This window comes from Chryseobacterium defluvii, assembly GCF_003634775.1.
GTDB lineage: Bacteria > Bacteroidota > Bacteroidia > Flavobacteriales > Weeksellaceae > Chryseobacterium > Chryseobacterium defluvii.
Window position 1 is genome coordinate 781,160 of sequence record NZ_RBXB01000001.1, and the last position, 16,594, is coordinate 797,753.

Genomic DNA, 16,594 nt, shown 5'->3' on the forward strand with positions numbered 1-16,594 from the left:
ATCTTTTGAAACAACCTCTTTCAATTAATCATTATGATGAAGGTAAATATTTTAAAAATTGTAGTTCTTTATCGTCTTTAATAAGCTTCAGATGAGTGTCAGACAGAAGATAAATATCATTGGAAATGGAAAGAACATAATGATATTGGAGATCTGAAATAATGAATCCTTTCCGTTTCGACTGCTGCTGAATTAAAAACTTTACTTCTTCAATAAACTTAGGCGAAAGTCCATAAAATGGTTCATCCAGTAAAGAAAAATCCGAATTCGAATAAATAACTAAAAGTATTTCAATAAGTCGTTTTTCACCATGAGAAAGATTTTTGGCCGTTTCATTTAAAAAAGGCTGAATCAGGACTAATGAAAATAGTTCCTCTGCATTTTTTTTATCGCAAAATAAGCTGATTAAACTTTTAACCTTAGTGTTTTTGGGTAAAAAAGATTGTTGGGGCAGGTAGGTAATTCTGTTTTTTCTGTCAAACAGGGTGTTGAGAATACTATGATCAAATCGTATAAATTGGGTGTCACCCTTTACAGTTCCAAATATAATTTGAAGTAAAGTAGATTTACCTTCGCCGTTTCTTCCCAGAAGCCCGGTAATTTTTCCTGTTTCACAGCTTAAGTAAATATCCTGTAAAATTTTCTTTGAGCCAAAAGATTTCGTAACACTATCTATATGCAACCTGCTCATAAGAATACTGTTGTAAATTTAACGATGAGACTTATTGCCAAAGTAAGATCCACAAAAATGTTTTCGAAAATCCAAAATTCGCATAAAAATAGTATTCATTTTTATACCTTAGCTCATAGATAAAATACTGGAAAGTTGGAAAGATCAAGAAAAAACATAGTCCGAAATTATGATATGAAAAACCTGTTAGAGAAGCTGCCAGTAAAGAAAATAAAACAGCAGGAATCAGCAGTTTTATATAAAATATTCCAAGAATTTTAAAAATCATCTTCATTTTAATATTACCCACTGTTTTTTCATAATATTTCGAAGTTTCCAAATATAATCCTTATAAAATTATTCAAGAACCATATCCATAACTTATAAACTTTGACACATCAAAACAAATTTTTATTTTTCTACAGTCATTTTATATAGCAGCTAATTAAATCCTTTCCAGCTCATCCGCATCAATTGTCGTCTTGAAAGTCCCATAGTTCACAATCACCTTATTCTTGGAAATCTTTTCAATGGTTCCTACACTTGTACTTCCGGAAATACGGACGCGCTGTCCTACTTTCATCCAAAGAGCGCGGTCAGTTTTACGTTTTTCTTCCAGTTTTTCGTTGGTTTCCGCTATTTTTTCAATGACTTCCTCCTTCTTCAGCTGTTGGGTGATTTTTCTTTTAACCACCTGAAGGCGCTTCGTTTCATCCTTATCAGCTCCGATTTTTCTGAACTTTTCCTGCTCCAGTAACTTTACGAAATCCTTCACCACATCCTTTCGTGATTTTCCTTTCGTATAGCTGTCAATAAAGGCTTCGATCTTGTTTCCAAACTGAAGTTTTCGATGTTCTTCCTCATACAATTTCTGGAAATTATACAGCTTTTGCTGAAGCTGGTCATTCAGTTTTTGAAGGTTGTCGCGTTTATCTTCAACAGATTCTTTTCTTTCCGCAAGATCGGATTTCAGTTTTTCCACCTCAAACTTTTCCTGCTGAAGCTTTACAATGGTTTTATCAAGATTCACAATATCATGTTCCACTTTTTTCTTGGCAGAATGAATAATAAATCTTGGAATTTTATTCTTTTCAGCCACCTCAAATGTAAATGAACTTCCGGCTTGTCCCACTTCCAGCTTATACATCGGTTCCAGAGTCTCTTCATTAAAAAGCATTGCCGCATTCTGAGCATTTGGAAGCTGTTCTACAACAAGCTTGATATTGGTATAGTGCGTTGTAATGATCGCAAAGCTCTTTTTGTCATAAAAAAACTCAAGGAAGCTTTCTGCTAAAGCCCCTCCTAACTCAGGATCAGAACCGGTACCGAACTCGTCGATCAGTAAAAGCGTATTCGCATCAGCCTCACGGATGATTCCGGACATTTTCTTAAGCCTTGATGAATACGTTGACAGATGATTCTCAATAGACTGATTGTCTCCGATATCCGTCATGATCTTCTCAAAGAAAAACATTTCGGATTTCGGATGAACAGGAACTAAGATTCCACTCTGGATCATCAGCTGAAGGAGTCCGACTGTTTTCAAGGTGATCGATTTTCCACCCGCATTCGGTCCGGAAATACAGATAATTCTATTATGCTCCGTGAACGTCAGCGTCTGAGGGAAAATAGTTTTGTTTTCCACTTTATTCCTTAAAAACAATAAAGGATGGAAAGCATCTTTTAGCCTTAACGTTTTATGGCGGTTGATTTTAGGTAAAACTCCATTGATCAGCTCTGCGAACTTCGCTTTAGCTCTTGTTAAATCAAGATCAAAAATATACTTCTGATATCTCCAAAGCTGAGGTTGGAATTCCGATAACTCAGCGGTAAGCTGTCTTAAAATTTTATCAATTTCCTTTTTCTCTTCCTCTTCATTTTCACGAAGCTTGAAATAATGCTTCACCACAGAATCCGGTTGGATATAAGTAATGGAACCTGTTTTTGAAAGCCCTAAAACTCTTCCGGGAACTCTTTTTTTGAATCCTGATTTTACCGCTAAAACTCTTTGATCATCAATAATCGTTTCGCGAATATCATCCAAAAATTCACTTTGCCCGTAATTGAACAATGCCCGGTTGAAATTTTCCTGGATTGCTTTTTTCGCAACCTGTATTTCCGCTCTTATTCCTTTTAAAATGGGAGAAGCCTCACTTTTTACTTCCCCGAAGCGGTTAAAGACTTTATCTACTTTATCAATAATTTCTTTTCTGAACTCCAAAACAGAGGCGTCTTCCATCAAGGTAGGGAAGGTTTCCGGCATCGTTGGGAAAAACTTTTGTAGCTTTCCGATTTGCTCTGTGATGGTTTTTATTTTGATGAAGGCATTGTTTTCCAGTCGGAAATTTTCGATCAGCATTAATTTCAATTCACTTTCAATATCTTCATACTCATCAAACGGAATGGCATTTGAACTTTCAAAACTCGATAAATATTCCGATGTTTTTTTCAAAGAAAGTTCCGCCTCGTCAATTTCCATTGGACGAAGTTGAAGAATTTGTTCTCTCGTTTTCGGAGAATACGCAAAGGGAGAAATTTCCGCCAGTAATTGCGGAAACTCTAATTCGTTTAAATCTTCTTTATTTATATACACACTGCAAATTTAGTGAGAAAATGTTAATTTGCTAATGTGGTCATTTGAAAATGAGTTAATTTGAAGATTCGAGAGTATTGAAATGAGAAGGTTTTATTACATTTGAAATATGAAACTGCAAACCGAACGATTACTTTTAAAAGAAATCAATGAAAACCATGTTGAAGATATCCTGCGAATCCGGAGTAATGAGATCATCAACCAATTTGTACACAGAAATCTACCTAAAAATAACTACGATGCGTTGGAATTTATTTTAACGATCAAGAAAAGAACGGAGAATAACCAGACTTTCTATTGGGGGATTTCTTTAAAAGATCAACCGGGTCTTATCGGAACAATCTGTCTCTGGAATTTCTCTGAAGACAGAACCGTTGCGGAAGTTGGGTATGAACTGCTACCTGAGTACCACAGAAAGGGAATCATGTCCGAAGCATTGGCTGCGATTGTAAATTTCAGCTTTAATGATTTACATTTGCAGGAGATTTTAGCAATCACAGATAAGTTGAATGAAAACTCAAAGCTACTTCTTTTGAAACATCATTTTCAGCTGGAAGAGGGAAGAAAAGATGAAGGGTTTCCGGATAATCTTGTTTTTAGTTTAAAGAATTCATCAATTTGATGTTCCAATTTTTAATTTATATTATTGCGTCAAGACAAGTACATCTTTGATTGCAAATGGGAATGATCAATCATATCGTTTTATCAAAAGATAAAGTATGTGATTACAATAATCAATAAAATAAAATAAATGACCTGGACAGAAGTTTTAGCTCCGATAAAAAAAACAGAATATTTTACGACTCTGTGGGAAAAAGTAAAGCAGGAATATGTAACTACCAAAGTGTTTCCACCTAAAAGTCAGATTTTCAGAGCGTTGGAAATTACGCCTTTTGAAGATATTGAAGTCGTTATTATCGGTCAGGATCCCTATCATAATGACTATCAGGCGAATGGGTTGTGTTTTTCCGTTTCTGAGCAGGTGGCTGCGCCTCCTTCTCTTAAAAATATCTTCATTGAGCTGAAAGATGATCTTGGAGTCGTAAGGACCTCAAAAGAACTGGATGACTGGGGAAGACAAGGTGTTCTTTTATTGAACGCCACTTTAACCGTTCGTGCCCATTCTCCGAATTCTCATAAGGATTTAGGCTGGGAAAAGTTTACGGATTTTATCATTAAAGAAATTTCTGATAAAAAAGAAAATGTGGTTTTTGTATTATGGGGAGCTTTTGCACAAAAAAAAGCCGAACTCATTGATCCGGCTAAACATTTTATCTTAAAATCAGCACACCCGTCACCCTTTTCCGTTCACAGAGGATTTTTCGGGAGTAAGCCTTTTTCAAAAATTAACGAATATCTTATTTCAAAAGGGAAGAAGCCTATCGTATGGTAGGTTTTGGTCCGGTTTCTTTAATCCTGATCCCGATTTTATATTTTCCATTCAGTGCTTTCGCTCCGCCTTCTGCTGTTGGATAAGGAGTAATTTCAGCTAAGGAAATCGTATAACTATTGAATTCAGCGGAAGAGAATAAGTTTTTTCCTGCATCATCCATCGTTGCCAGGCGTAATGTTACAGGTCTAGTTGCTATTCCCATGACTTCAACTTCGGCAACGGCAGCTCCAGCCCAGATGCAATTGACTCCTTTCGGACAACGGCTGTCTTCGGAAACCTTTTTGAAGGTCACATTCATATCATATTCCTTCAGGAATTTATTTTCTCCTTCATTGAAATAAATGAGACTTCCTTCTTTACCCATGTTTTTTGTTTCTTTAGTATTGGTTACCACAGGAGCTTTTGTGGATGTTTTTGTTTCCTTTTGAGCATTGCAATTGGTTAATGTCAATACTCCCAGACTGAATATTATGGCTTTAAGTGTCATCATTTTAAATAATATTAAGCATATCTAATAGTACTACCAAAAACATTGCCACACCTACCACAAGACTGAATCCGGTTCCGTAAATGAAGCCTATCAAAGCCCCTTTAGTCGATTTAAGCGCCTTGTCCATATCTTTGCTGTCATGAAGCAATTCCCCTACGAATACCCCTGCAAACATTCCGATTAAAAAACCGATAGGAGGGAAAAACATTCCGATGATGGTTCCGATAATAGATCCGATACTTCCCCAACGTGTTCCACCGTATTTTCTATTGGTTTTCGCAGGAATTACATAATTAAGAACCGCAGATATAGCTGTAAGAATTCCAAAGATCCAGATATAGATCATAGATAAATCGGAATCGGTCCCGAATTTATAAATTAATAAACCGCAAAGGCTGAGAACCAGTCCCGGTAAAATAGGAAGAACAGTTCCTATAATTCCAAGTAACAGTAAAATAAGGCAGATAATATTAATCAATGCTATATCCATATGGTAATTTTTATACTGCAAGATAAAAAAAAGAGGCTTATGAAAAGCCCCTTTTATAGTTGATATCCGAAAATTAAAGATTTAGGATGATGTATTGGAGGATCAATCCCGAGTTACCAATATTACCGGATGCATGATTATGGAAAGCGGTGTAGAAAATATTTCCGCTGTTGTTACTTCCGTTACATGCTCCCATAGTATCTCCATGAGCCTGGTGAGTCGCCCACGAACTCTGAGGAATGGTAATAGTCATAGGATTGCTTCCGGTAGGATTATGACAAATAGTAACCCATCCATTGGTAGCACTATTTCCTATAGGAACCTGAGTAGCAGAAGCATCATGATATTTATTGGTTTTTATCATTAAGGCTTCATTGTTGTTTTTTACCATGACATCCCAGAAAGTAGTATCATACATATTGATTTTTTGCCACGAACCAAGATCGAAATGAATATTCAATGTATTAAAACCTAAAGCATTGGCCAGATTTACATCAGAAATTGTAGTATTGTTGATGGTTCCTGACGTCCCGTTGTTAACAGAGCATAGTTTGGTGTCCGGAATAAATCCACCCGCCATATTACAGGCGTTAGAATTGGAACCTCCGCCGGTAAGATAGGCTACAGCCCAGTCCGATGCATATAAGCTTCCGCCATTGCTCACAAAAGTGGAAAGGTTATTGTAAACCGCCTGATCATCTGCTCCAACACCCGGCTTGGAGCCGCAATTCAGAAAGATAACATCGTATTGTGCAACGGTGCTCATTACTTTCAGATCGTTATAAGTAATTTGGGTTAAGGTATATCCCAATCCGGTAACAATGCTTTCAATGTCATCATACGTACCTTTTACATAGGCCATGTTGGCCACCTGATTAAGCTGGGTAACTGCATTGTCTAAAACAGTTGTTTCATTCTTTTTAATGTTGACATTCACTTCGGTTCTGAAGTTGGAGCCATTTCCGGTCTGGATACTGACAGTGTGCGACCCTTCCGGTGCTTCAAGGGTAAATTCACCATTGGCATCAGAATAGGCGTAATACATTTTGGAATTCTCATCGAAAGTGAAAATCAATGCACCTCCGATTTGTTTTGCACCATTTTTAGATACTACTTTTCCGGATACTTTGCCCATTTGAACAGTGGGTGTGGTAATTTCATTTACCTCATTAGTGTCGTTACTGTTACAGCCAATGAATAGAAACATCATTACTGCAATAAGAAAAAAGTTGAGTTGTTTCATATTATTGAAATTTTTATGGTTTGTTTTTATTTTTTACATAACAAATATAATAAATATTTAAAAATGTTGTAAATTTTTTTTATTTTAATTAGGTAATATGTATGATATTTTTAATTTGTTTAATAAGTTTTCAATATTTAAAAGTTGTGTGAATACAACGACTAATTTTATAAATTTGCTATAAGGAAAAATTAAATGAACGACCAGTTAGAAGAAACGAAAAATTTTATACAGGAACTCAGTGAGCAACTATATATTTATATTAGTCAAATCTCACCAGCTGGCTTTGACTGGGTTTTTCATGCCATTGTAAAACTAGGAATACTTATAACTGTTTTTCTAACGATTGATTTTATTCTTAAACCTATTATCAATTATACATTCCGTTTTTTTCATAATGAAAAAAAATATCCGGTAATAAAGTCCATCTATCAATCTAGAGTAACTAATTCTGTCGCCCATATTATTGCTATAGTACTGGTTGCGGGTATCAACACGTATATATTTCCGGCTAAGTCAATACCCAAAACCAATATATTTATTATAAGATCCATTAATTTAGGATTTGTATTGATTTTTGCAGGAATGCTTTACAGGGGACTTACCGCTTTCAGAAATTACTTTACGATCAAGCAGGATTTCTATAAGATTATGGCATTGAATGCTATTTCAGAAACAGTAAGAATTTTAGGAATTTTCATCTTTTCCATTGTGGGGATCTGTGTTATTTTTGGGATCAAAGGAACTACCATCGTAGGGAGTTTAGGAGCCATTACCGCAGTGTTGGTATTGGTTTTTAGGGATACGATCTTAGGATTTGTAACGGGGATTCATGTTTCTACCTCTAAAAGCATGAAGGTAGGAGACTGGATCAGTATTCCCAAATACAGCATTGAAGGGAATATTTCCGAAATAAGCCTTTTGACCACTAAGATTTTAAATTTCGATAAAACGATTTCCACTATTCCTACATACGACCTGTTAACGACTGAGATCAAAAATCTTCAGGTTATGTCCGAGTCCAATACGAGGAGGATTAAAAAATCAATTTATTTCAATATCAATTCCTTTAAGTTTTTAAGCGATGAAGATATTGAAAGGCTAAAACAGATCAATCTTATCTCTGATTATCTTGAATCCAAAGCCTCGGAAATAAAAAAAGAAAAAGAAAGCCTGGCTCATAAAGACAGAGTAATCAATGGACGTCAGCTTACCAATATCGGTGTATTCAGATACTATGCTCAAAGATATGTTGAAAATGATCCTGATATTGATAAAGAAGGAGCTATCATGGTGCGTCAGCTGGATATTACGCCACAAGGTCTGCCTTTGGAAGTTTACTGTTTTGCCAATGACTCGAAATGGGAACATTTTGAACAGATCCAGGCCGATATTTTTGATCATTTGCTGGTCGCATCCAAAGAATTTGATCTTCAGGTCATGCAGGTAAGTGTAAAAGTATAATTAATGAGAAACTATAAGTTAGAGATTAGTTTATTCTAAAAGATCAAAGAAAATGTCTTTCTCTAACATCTAACTTCTAAATAAAACAATGACAAAACTAAGTGTAAACATTAATAAAATTGCAACGTTAAGAAATGCAAGAGGTGGTGATATGCCGAGTGTAACGGAAGCTGCAATTAAAATTCAGGAATTCGGAGGCCAGGGAATCACGATTCATCCCAGACCGGATGAAAGACATATCACCAGAAAAGATGTCTATGATCTGAAGCCGGTAGTCACTACGGAATTCAATATTGAAGGGAATCCGCACCGTCCTTTTATTGATATGGTGCTGGAAGTAAAGCCGGAACAAGTGACGCTGGTTCCTGATGCAGATGATGCCATCACTTCTAATGCGGGTTGGGATACCATTAAACATTTGGATTTTCTAACGGAAGTCATTGCGGAATTTAAAAACGCAGGAATTCGCACTTCCATTTTTCTTGATCCAAAGCCTGAGCTGGTGGAATATGCGGCTAAAACAGGGACCGACAGAATTGAATTATATACGGAAGCATATGCCAAGAATTACCCGGTCAATAAAGAGCAGTCCATAAAACCTTATTATGAAACGGCTGTTGTGGCTGCAGATTTCGGATTGGGCCTGAATGCGGGACATGATTTGAGCCTTGAAAACCTGAAGTATTTCGCAGATAATATTCCAAATTTACTGGAAGTTTCCATTGGTCATGCTTTGATTTCAGAAGCATTGTATATGGGATTGGAAAATACAGTGCAGGCTTATTTGAAAAGATTAACAACCTGGTAGATTGAAGGCTCGAAGCCAGCAGTATGAAACTGGAAGATGCCAAGGCAGGTAAGACTTCCGGCATCCATCTTCAAGCTTCCAATCTCAAAATTTTAAATTATGGAAATTTTACATTCAAAAATATTCGGCGAAAACCTTTCGTCAACACCACTTTTGGTATTTCATGGGTTATTTGGAATGCTGGATAACTGGGGGAGTTTTGGAAAAGAGTTGGGAGAGGTGCTTCCGGTTCATTTAATTGATTTAAGAAATCACGGAAGAAGTTTTCATTCCGACAGCATGACCCATGACGACTTAGCCAATGATATTGCCCATTACATGGAACATTACGGAATTCAGAAAGCTCATGTTTTAGGACATTCTTTAGGAGGAAAAGCAGTGATGCAGTTTGCCATAAACTACCCGGAAAAGGTTGAAAAGCTAATTGTAGTGGATATCTCACCGAAAGCATATCCTCCACATCATCAGGGAGTAATTAAAGCCTTGGAAAGTGTAGATTTCAATACGGTAGGTTCAAGAAGCGATGTGGAAGCTGTTTTAACTCAATATATTCCTGAGAAATCAACCATTCAGTTTTTGGCGAAGAACCTGTATTGGGATGATCATAAAAAGCTGAACTGGAGATTTAATCTTAAAACATTGTCTGAAAAGTATAATGAATTTGTTTCCAACGCTATTAAATTTGGAGTTTTTGATGGACCGACGCTTTTCATATCCGGTGAAAAATCGAATTATATTCTTCCTCAGGATGAATTTGCCATAAAGCAGCAATTTCCTCATGCTGAAATTGTAACCGTGAAAAATGCGGCTCATTGGGTTCAGGCAGATAATCCGGTAGAATTCAGTCATGTTGTTAAACAATTTTTAGATTTGAATTAATCTGTTTTTCCGTCATAATAAATACGTTAAAGTTTTCTTAAAACAGTGAATTATTGGTTTGGGTATATTGAATATTTTGTACTTTAGAGTAATCAAATCGTTAAAAATATTAGTATTATGGAAAAGAAAAAATTAAAAAAACCTTTGTTTGCTTCATTTTTAGAAAAACAAATTAAAGATCCTCAAACCATCAAAGGAGGTGTAAATACGATTACATGGCCGCACATTGATATTCCGACAACAAGTTGAATTTAATGAATATGAAAAATTCAAAAAAACCTTTCTTTGCTTCGTTTTTAGAGAAACAGGTCAAAGAACCTGAAAAGGTAAAAGGAGGAGGGTCAATTACCTCGGCCCTTCAGGATAATGTTACACGTCCCGGAGGAGACCATGTCACATTGAAGTATCCATCCGACAGTGATGAAGCTGTAGACTAATCAAAAAAATAATCAACCATCAAATCAAATTATCAATTATGAAAAACAAGAATTCAAAGAAAAAGCCTTTTTTCGCATCATTTTTAGAAAAGCAACTTAAAGATCCTGAAAAAGTAAAAGGAGGAACGGATGTAACCATTCCGGAAAGGGATTCGGTTACAAAACCAATTTACGATGTTGCCCAAACGATGAAGTACCCTTCTGATGGAGACGAAGAAGTACAGTCTGTATAAGATGTGTTTTTTGTATTAATAATAAACATATTAACAAAATCATATTTAAAAGGAAACTTAGAATTTAAGTTTCCTTTTTTAATAATTTCCCCATGATTCTTTGCATTACCCATTCTCAGGATTTTTATAATATAGACCTTTTTTTTCAATATCTGTCGAAGAAAAATATTCCCTTTTTCAGGCTGAATTCCGACCGCATCAATCATCTTCAGAAAATCAGTCTCAATGAAAGTTTTTTTGAGCTGACGGATGAAGACGGCCGTGTTGTCAACTCACGCAATATCAAAGGAGTTTGGCACAGAAAATCGTGGAAAGTTAGTGTCCCGGAGGAATTGGATGAAGAATACGAGAAAATCTTTCTGAATGAATACGGAAGTTTAAGATATAATCTTTTCAGCTTGCTGGAAGATGTTCCCTGGATTAATCCTTATGAACAGGAGAAAAAAGTGGATGCCAATAAATTGTATCAATTAAAAACTGCCCGGAAAAACCATCTCCTCATTCCCAAAACTATTTTTTCCAATGATGAAAAAAAAATAGTGGAATTTTTTCATGAACATTGCCGTGGAAGGGCGGTAGCCAAGCTTCATGGAGCCCTGGCAAAATCCATGGATGCGGAAAATTTCCTTTCAACAACGATCATAGAAGAAGATAATTTAGAATATATCTCGGATATTGCTTACTGTCCGATGATTTTCCAACCTTATATCGATAAGGAATATGAGTTAAGGATTGCATATATCGACGGGGAGTTTTTCACAGGAAAAATCAACAGTAGTGGTTCTGCCGATTGGCGGATCAGCCGGGAACATTTGTTCTGGACTCCCTATGAGCTTCCTGCGGAAATTAAAAATAATATAACAGCGATGATGAGGGAAATGGGACTCTTCTTCGGGGCCATAGATATGATCAAAGGAAAAGACGGGAATTATTATTTCCTTGAGGTGAATCCTCAGGGAGAATGGGGGATGCTGCAAAAAGAATTAGGATTCCCGATCGCAGAAAAAATAGCCGATAACCTTATTAAAAGAATATAATCAATGAACAATAAAATATTAATTATTACCCATACACAAGATAACTTTTCTATTGAGAAAGTAACGGAATATATTGAACAAAACGGCTTCGGGGTCATACGCTTTGATGTTGATCTGTACCCGCTTCAAAATAAATTAACCACCGTGTTCCAAAACGGAAAATGGATAACTATGCTTGAAACAGCTGAAAATACTTATCGTCTGGATGATATCGCTGCAGTATGGTACAGAAGGGCTTACAATATAGGAAATGGTCTAAAAGAAGAATTGGAGCCTAAATTCTTCGGTGCAGCCATGGGAGAAATCCGCAATACGCTTTTTGGGTTTTTAGAATCCATTGACGCCTATTCTTTAGGAAAGCCAAGTGTTTACAGAAGGCTGGACAGTAAGGAAGAACAATTGAAAGTTGCCAGTAAAATCGGATTCAAAATACCGGAAACCTGCATTAGCAATAATCCCGATGAAGCCAAAAAATTTATTCTTAAACATAAAAATGTGATTGGTAAGATGCAGACCGGCTTTGCGATTTATGAAGATGGTGTGGAAAATGTAGTTTTCACTAATGTGATTAAAGAAGAAAATCTGGAAGAGCTGGATTCTCTGATGTATTGTCCGATGCAGTTCCAAAGAAAAATCGAAAAGAAAAAAGAGTTGAGGATTACAGTGGTAGGACACGACATATACGCGTTTGAAGTAGATTCTCAACAGTTTGATGACGCAAAGGTGGACTGGAGGAAAGATGGAGTCAACCTCATTGATAAATGGGTAAGAACAGAACTTCCTGCAGAGATAGAATCCAAAATTATTGAACTTTTGGATGTTTACCATGTAGATTATGGAGCTATAGATGTTATTGTTTCTCCTGAAGATGAATATTATTTTATAGAAATTAATGCCGCCGGAGAATTCTTCTGGCTGGATAATCTTACCGAAGATAATCTCATTTCCAAAAGCATTGCAGATATTCTATGCGACAAGGCTCCGAGAAGGAATAATAAAAGCCTTAGCTATATAGAGAAAAGTTGATAAAATTTAAACGGGAATCTCTTTATCATTCACTAAAATAGTATATTTGTGAAAATTAAAAAACACAAAAAAAATGAAAAAAAGTATTGAAATTTTAGTGATGGTTTTAATGTGGTTTCCGGGTATGATTATGGCTCAAAAAACCATTGATTCAACAGTTTATAAAACAATAAAAGTACAGCCGAGCAAACTGGATAAATCCGTTAAGATGGCAGATGAGCCTCATATTATTTTTTATGATCAGAAAGTAAAGAACAACAAAATTTTGTTGTGGCTTACGGGAACAGGGGGAACCACCAACCATGTTCCGGGACCGTTTATTAATACGGCTTTGGAAAGTGGTTATAAGGTAATTGCGCTTTCATTTATTACGACACCGGGAGTATCTCAGGTTTGTGTAGGAAAAACATTGAACTCAGACCCTGATTGTGCTAGTGAGTTTAGAAGAATGCGGGTCTATGGAACGCCTGGTTTTTCCCTGATACCAGATAAGCCTCAGGATGCCATTGTACCGAGACTTACGAAATTATTGCAATATCTTTCAAAATCTGATCCTCACGGAAACTGGGCGGGCTATTTGAAAAATAATAAACCGGACTGGAGCAAAATTGCCATTGCAGGGCAATCGCAGGGAGGAGGAATGGGTGAGTTTATTGCACAGAATGATTCTGTTGACAGGGTGATCAGTTTTTCCGGGGGATGGGATTATTCAAATTCAAAAGAGAAAAAGATTGCCGGTTGGTATTTTAAGAAAAATAAAACTCCGAAAGAAAGATGGTACGCAGCTTATCATGTCAATGAAGCGGCCTCTAAGCCTTTAGCGGAAATATGTAACGCATTGGGAATACCAAAGGATCACATCTTTGCTTTGGATAAAGAAATAAACCCTGCTGCCGGAAATCCTAAGGCAAAAAAGAAACCGAACCCATATCATACACAAGGTATTGGTAATATTATATATAAACCTATATGGCAGACCATGCTTGGAAGCGGAAAAATAAATTAAATAATCAATGATATTTGTAACGGGTGCAACCGGACTTTTGGGTAGAGTAGTAGCTCTGGAGCTTCTTAAACACGGAAAAAGTGTTCGTGCTTCCAAAAGACCCGCAAGTGATTTGGAGGAAGTTAAAAATTCGTATAAATTTTATACGGAAACCCCTGAAGCATACTTCAATGCCATAGAATGGGTAGATGTGGATTTTGACGATGTTTTATCGTTGCAGGAGGCATTACAGGGAGTGGAAGAGATCTATCACTGTGCAGCCAAAGTAGGATTCGATCCTAAAGATGATAAAGAAATGTACCATACCAATACGGAAGGTACAAAGAACCTTTTATATGCTGCAGAAAACTCAGCAGTCAAAAAATTCTTGCACATCAGCACCGTTGCCGTTTTAGACCTTTTTAATGAGAAAGGAGAGTTGGATGAGAGTTCGGATTTTAATCCCAAAGAAGAGCACTCTGCCTATGCCATTTCCAAACATTTGGCTGAAATGGAGGTCTGGAGAGCATCTGCTGAAGGATTACACGTGGCTATCGTTAATCCCGGAATGATCTTAGCCAGTGGAAGATGGGGGCAAAGTAGCGGAGAAATTTTTCAGATTTTTGAAAATAATGGATTTACATTTTCAGGAGGCTCTGCTTATGTAGATGTAAGAGACGTTGCCAGGATTTCTGTAGAATTGATGGAAAAGAACATCTCCGGAGAACGCTTTATTGCGGTTTCCCAAAATAAGAGGTATCTGGAAATAGGAACGCAGATCAGGAAAAAACTGGGATTGAAAGCCCCAAAGGTTTTATCCAGAACACAACTGAATCTGGGCCGTTTGGCCAATATCTTATTCGGATGGCTTATTCCTAAACTAAGGATGATCACAAAATCCAATATAGAATCCGTATCATCATTCAACACCATATCCAATCAAAAAGTTAAAGAAAGGCTGGATTATCAGTTCATTCCTATAGAAGAAAGCATTGAATACCACCTTACTAATTATATTAACGATAAAAAGCTGAAGAAATAAATGAATCTTGCAGAGGCTATCATCACGAAGAATGTAGAAAAACAGGCTACAAAATCGGCCATTGGTTTTAAAAAGAAAGAAAGCTGGAAGGAACTGAGCTGGAAGAAATTCAGTGAAATTGTATTTAAAACAGCCAATGCACTGAAGAATGCAGGGATTCAGGAAAATGATAAAGTAGCTATTTATTCGGACAACTCCGCAGAATGGATGATCTTTGACCTTGCCTCAATGGCAGTCGGAGCTATTACAGTTCCCATTTATTCCACGAATAATGCAGAACAGGCAGAGTACATTATTAATGATTCTCAGGCCAAAATAATCCTGGTAGGAGATCAGGCTCAATATGATGCTTCTCTGGACACCTTAAAAAAAGAAAACAGTCTTCAGTCTATTATTGTCTCCAAAAAAGCGGTGTGGATTAAAAAAGAATTCAACAGTTATTATTTAGAAGACTTTATCGCCAAATCTTCTTCCGAGCTTGAAATTTGTAAAAAAGATGAGAAAGATGTAGCGACTTTAATCTACACTTCCGGGACAACAGGAACGCCAAAAGGGGTCATGCTTACCCATGGGAATTTTCTCAAAGCTTTTGATGCTCATTTTGAGTTTTTCAAGTTTAAAAACTTCGAGGAAGAGCTTTCTCTCGCATTCTTACCTTTAAGTCATGTTTTTGAAAGAAGCTGGAGCCTGCTTTGCCTGTATGGCGGGGCAAGAGTTTATTTTTTAGAAGACCCGAAAAACATTGCCAAGGCATTGGAGGAAATAAAACCAACCATGATGTGCGCCGTTCCGAGGTTTTTCCAGAAAGTATATGCAGGAGTCCTGGAAAAAGCACAGGAAGGTTCTTCTTTAAAAACAAAAATCTTCAATTGGGCAACCGAAATAGGAAGGCAAACTGCAGAGCTGAGAAGGAATGAGCATCCGGTTCCGTTCGGATTAAAGCTTAAAGAATTTTTTGCAAATACATTGGTTTTCAGTAAAATTAAAGAAAAAATGGGTGGCAGGCTCTGGTTTTTACCTTGTGGCGGAGCTTCTTTATCCACGGAGGTAACCCAATTCTTTGAGTCCGTAGGAATTCACATTACTGTTGGATACGGTTTGACGGAAACAACCGCCACATTGACTCTTTTCCCGTTGACTCACTTTGAACACGGAACCAGTGGAAAACCATTACCCGGAGTTGAAGTCCGTATCGGTGAAAATGATGAGATACAAGCCAGAGGAAACGGAATCATGAAAGGATATTATAACAGGCCGGACGAAACAAAAGCGGTATTTACAGAAGACGGCTGGTTTAAAACAGGAGACGCCGGAAAATTTGACGAAAAAGGAAATCTCATCATTACAGACAGGATTAAAGATCTGATGAAAACATCCAATGGAAAATATATTGCCCCTCAACAGATCGAAAACCTTCTTACCAATAATAATTTGATCCAGCAGATTATGTTGATTGCGGAGGGAAGACAATTTGTTTCTGCTCTTATCGTCCCTAATTTCGAGTTTTTAAGAGACTATCTGAAGAAAAATAACATTCCGTTTACCAATTGGGAGGAAATTGTAAATAAAGATCAGATCATTAACTTTTACAAAGAGAAAATCAAAGAATTACAGGAACATCTTTCAGATTATGAAAAAGTGAAAAAGTTTACACTAATGCCGGCTGAATTTGAGATCAACACCGGAGAAATTACCCCTACTCTGAAAGTAAAAAGAAATGTAGTTCTTACAAAATATGCAGATATTATAGAGAAAATGTATTAATAAATGTCATCCGGACTCTGTTCGGAATACCATTTATTGA

Annotated in this window: 18 protein-coding genes; 13 read left to right on the top strand and 5 right to left on the bottom strand. The window is 36.6% G+C overall.

Features of this window, described 5'->3' with window-relative positions; genetic code table 11:
• Nucleotides 1-31: 31 nt before the first annotated feature.
• The gene (locus BCF58_RS03740; RefSeq protein ID WP_121460441.1) at nt 32-691 is read right to left on the bottom strand and encodes an ATP-binding cassette domain-containing protein; all 660 of its coding nucleotides are present in this window, start codon (nt 689-691) and stop codon (nt 32-34) included.
• A 424-nt stretch (nt 692-1,115) separates the two neighbouring features.
• Nucleotides 1,116-3,263, bottom strand: a complete 2,148-nt coding sequence (locus tag BCF58_RS03750; protein WP_121460443.1) for an endonuclease MutS2 — start codon at nt 3,261-3,263, stop codon at nt 1,116-1,118.
• 109 nt (nt 3,264-3,372) lie between these two features.
• On the opposite strand from BCF58_RS03750, the gene BCF58_RS03755 reads away from it, so the two are divergent.
• Nucleotides 3,373-3,885 carry a GNAT family N-acetyltransferase gene (locus BCF58_RS03755; protein WP_121460444.1) on the top strand — a complete coding sequence of 171 codons (513 nt, stop codon included), beginning with the start codon at nt 3,373-3,375 and terminating at the stop codon, nt 3,883-3,885.
• A 129-nt stretch (nt 3,886-4,014) separates the two neighbouring features.
• Nucleotides 4,015-4,656, top strand: a complete 642-nt coding sequence (locus tag BCF58_RS03760) for a uracil-DNA glycosylase (RefSeq protein ID WP_121460445.1) — start codon at nt 4,015-4,017, stop codon at nt 4,654-4,656.
• Here BCF58_RS03760 and BCF58_RS03765 read toward each other — a convergent pair.
• The 3 genes from BCF58_RS03765 to BCF58_RS03775 all read right to left on the bottom strand — a co-directional run bounded on the left by BCF58_RS03765 (nt 4,643) and on the right by BCF58_RS03775 (nt 6,879).
• Nucleotides 4,643-5,146 carry a hypothetical protein gene (locus tag BCF58_RS03765; RefSeq protein WP_228434727.1) on the bottom strand — a complete coding sequence of 168 codons (504 nt, stop codon included), beginning with the start codon at nt 5,144-5,146 and terminating at the stop codon, nt 4,643-4,645. The two genes, BCF58_RS03760 and BCF58_RS03765, sit on opposite strands and share 14 nt — an antisense overlap.
• A 1-nt stretch (nt 5,147) precedes the next feature.
• Nucleotides 5,148-5,636 carry a DUF456 domain-containing protein gene (locus BCF58_RS03770; protein ID WP_121460446.1) on the bottom strand — a complete coding sequence of 163 codons (489 nt, stop codon included), beginning with the start codon at nt 5,634-5,636 and terminating at the stop codon, nt 5,148-5,150.
• Between the two features lie 73 nt (nt 5,637-5,709).
• Nucleotides 5,710-6,879, bottom strand: coding sequence for a peptidase associated/transthyretin-like domain-containing protein (locus BCF58_RS03775; RefSeq protein WP_121460447.1), 1,170 nt, complete (start codon nt 6,877-6,879; stop codon nt 5,710-5,712).
• 195 nt (nt 6,880-7,074) lie between these two features.
• Here BCF58_RS03775 and BCF58_RS03780 point away from each other — a divergent pair, with 195 nt between their 5' ends.
• The 11 genes from BCF58_RS03780 (at nt 7,075) to BCF58_RS03825 (ending at nt 16,554) form a co-directional block, all read left to right on the top strand.
• The gene (locus BCF58_RS03780) at nt 7,075-8,343 is read left to right on the top strand and encodes a mechanosensitive ion channel family protein (RefSeq protein ID WP_121460448.1); all 1,269 of its coding nucleotides are present in this window, start codon (nt 7,075-7,077) and stop codon (nt 8,341-8,343) included.
• An 88-nt stretch (nt 8,344-8,431) separates the two neighbouring features.
• Complete coding sequence (locus BCF58_RS03785) at nt 8,432-9,151, top strand: pyridoxine 5'-phosphate synthase (RefSeq protein ID WP_121460449.1); 720 nt, start codon at nt 8,432-8,434, stop codon at nt 9,149-9,151.
• A gap of 99 nt (nt 9,152-9,250) precedes the next feature.
• Nucleotides 9,251-10,030 (top strand): alpha/beta fold hydrolase, encoded by a 780-nt coding sequence (locus BCF58_RS03790; protein ID WP_121460450.1) that lies wholly within the window; start codon nt 9,251-9,253, stop codon nt 10,028-10,030.
• Between the two features lie 117 nt (nt 10,031-10,147).
• Nucleotides 10,148-10,279 carry a microviridin/marinostatin family tricyclic proteinase inhibitor gene (locus BCF58_RS17265; protein WP_147462014.1) on the top strand — a complete coding sequence of 44 codons (132 nt, stop codon included), beginning with the start codon at nt 10,148-10,150 and terminating at the stop codon, nt 10,277-10,279.
• A gap of 11 nt (nt 10,280-10,290) precedes the next feature.
• Nucleotides 10,291-10,467: a microviridin/marinostatin family tricyclic proteinase inhibitor gene (locus tag BCF58_RS03795; RefSeq protein WP_228434728.1), complete on the top strand. Its 177-nt coding sequence runs from the start codon at nt 10,291-10,293 to the stop codon at nt 10,465-10,467.
• A gap of 38 nt (nt 10,468-10,505) precedes the next feature.
• Complete coding sequence (locus tag BCF58_RS03800; RefSeq protein WP_121460452.1) at nt 10,506-10,700, top strand: microviridin/marinostatin family tricyclic proteinase inhibitor; 195 nt, start codon at nt 10,506-10,508, stop codon at nt 10,698-10,700.
• A 92-nt stretch (nt 10,701-10,792) separates the two neighbouring features.
• Nucleotides 10,793-11,737 carry an MvdC/MvdD family ATP grasp protein gene (locus BCF58_RS03805; RefSeq protein WP_121460453.1) on the top strand — a complete coding sequence of 315 codons (945 nt, stop codon included), beginning with the start codon at nt 10,793-10,795 and terminating at the stop codon, nt 11,735-11,737.
• A gap of 3 nt (nt 11,738-11,740) precedes the next feature.
• Entirely contained in the window at nt 11,741-12,763 is a 1,023-nt protein-coding gene (locus BCF58_RS03810; RefSeq protein WP_121460454.1) for an MvdC/MvdD family ATP grasp protein, read from the top strand.
• Nucleotides 12,764-12,836: 73 nt separating this feature from the next.
• Nucleotides 12,837-13,769, top strand: coding sequence for a BPSS1187 family protein (locus BCF58_RS03815; protein ID WP_121460455.1), 933 nt, complete (start codon nt 12,837-12,839; stop codon nt 13,767-13,769).
• A 7-nt stretch (nt 13,770-13,776) separates the two neighbouring features.
• Entirely contained in the window at nt 13,777-14,790 is a 1,014-nt protein-coding gene (locus BCF58_RS03820; protein WP_121460456.1) for an NAD-dependent epimerase/dehydratase family protein, read from the top strand.
• Nucleotides 14,791-16,554: an AMP-dependent synthetase/ligase gene (locus tag BCF58_RS03825; RefSeq protein WP_121460457.1), complete on the top strand. Its 1,764-nt coding sequence runs from the start codon at nt 14,791-14,793 to the stop codon at nt 16,552-16,554.
• Nucleotides 16,555-16,594: the final 40 nt, after the last annotated feature.

Bases quoted from the DNA above. Each gene is read 5' to 3' on its own strand.
- BCF58_RS03815 (WP_121460455.1), top strand. From the start codon at position 12,837: ATGAAAAAAAGTATTGAAATTTTAGTGATGGTTTTAATGTGGTTTCCG.
- BCF58_RS03780 (WP_121460448.1), top strand. From the start codon at position 7,075: ATGAACGACCAGTTAGAAGAAACGAAAAATTTTATACAGGAACTCAGT.
- BCF58_RS03760 (WP_121460445.1), top strand. From the start codon at position 4,015: ATGACCTGGACAGAAGTTTTAGCTCCGATAAAAAAAACAGAATATTTT.
- BCF58_RS03800 (WP_121460452.1), top strand. From the start codon at position 10,506: ATGAAAAACAAGAATTCAAAGAAAAAGCCTTTTTTCGCATCATTTTTA.
- BCF58_RS03755 (WP_121460444.1), top strand. From the start codon at position 3,373: ATGAAACTGCAAACCGAACGATTACTTTTAAAAGAAATCAATGAAAAC.
- BCF58_RS03785 (WP_121460449.1), top strand. From the start codon at position 8,432: ATGACAAAACTAAGTGTAAACATTAATAAAATTGCAACGTTAAGAAAT.
- BCF58_RS03795 (WP_228434728.1), top strand. From the start codon at position 10,291: ATGAAAAATTCAAAAAAACCTTTCTTTGCTTCGTTTTTAGAGAAACAG.
- BCF58_RS03775 (WP_121460447.1), bottom strand. From the start codon at position 6,879: ATGAAACAACTCAACTTTTTTCTTATTGCAGTAATGATGTTTCTATTC.
- BCF58_RS03810 (WP_121460454.1), top strand. From the start codon at position 11,741: ATGAACAATAAAATATTAATTATTACCCATACACAAGATAACTTTTCT.
- BCF58_RS03765 (WP_228434727.1), bottom strand. From the start codon at position 5,146: ATGATGACACTTAAAGCCATAATATTCAGTCTGGGAGTATTGACATTA.
- BCF58_RS17265 (WP_147462014.1), top strand. From the start codon at position 10,148: ATGGAAAAGAAAAAATTAAAAAAACCTTTGTTTGCTTCATTTTTAGAA.
- BCF58_RS03825 (WP_121460457.1), top strand. From the start codon at position 14,791: ATGAATCTTGCAGAGGCTATCATCACGAAGAATGTAGAAAAACAGGCT.
- BCF58_RS03790 (WP_121460450.1), top strand. From the start codon at position 9,251: ATGGAAATTTTACATTCAAAAATATTCGGCGAAAACCTTTCGTCAACA.
- BCF58_RS03820 (WP_121460456.1), top strand. From the start codon at position 13,777: ATGATATTTGTAACGGGTGCAACCGGACTTTTGGGTAGAGTAGTAGCT.
- BCF58_RS03805 (WP_121460453.1), top strand. From the start codon at position 10,793: ATGATTCTTTGCATTACCCATTCTCAGGATTTTTATAATATAGACCTT.
- BCF58_RS03740 (WP_121460441.1), bottom strand. From the start codon at position 691: ATGAGCAGGTTGCATATAGATAGTGTTACGAAATCTTTTGGCTCAAAG.
- BCF58_RS03770 (WP_121460446.1), bottom strand. From the start codon at position 5,636: ATGGATATAGCATTGATTAATATTATCTGCCTTATTTTACTGTTACTT.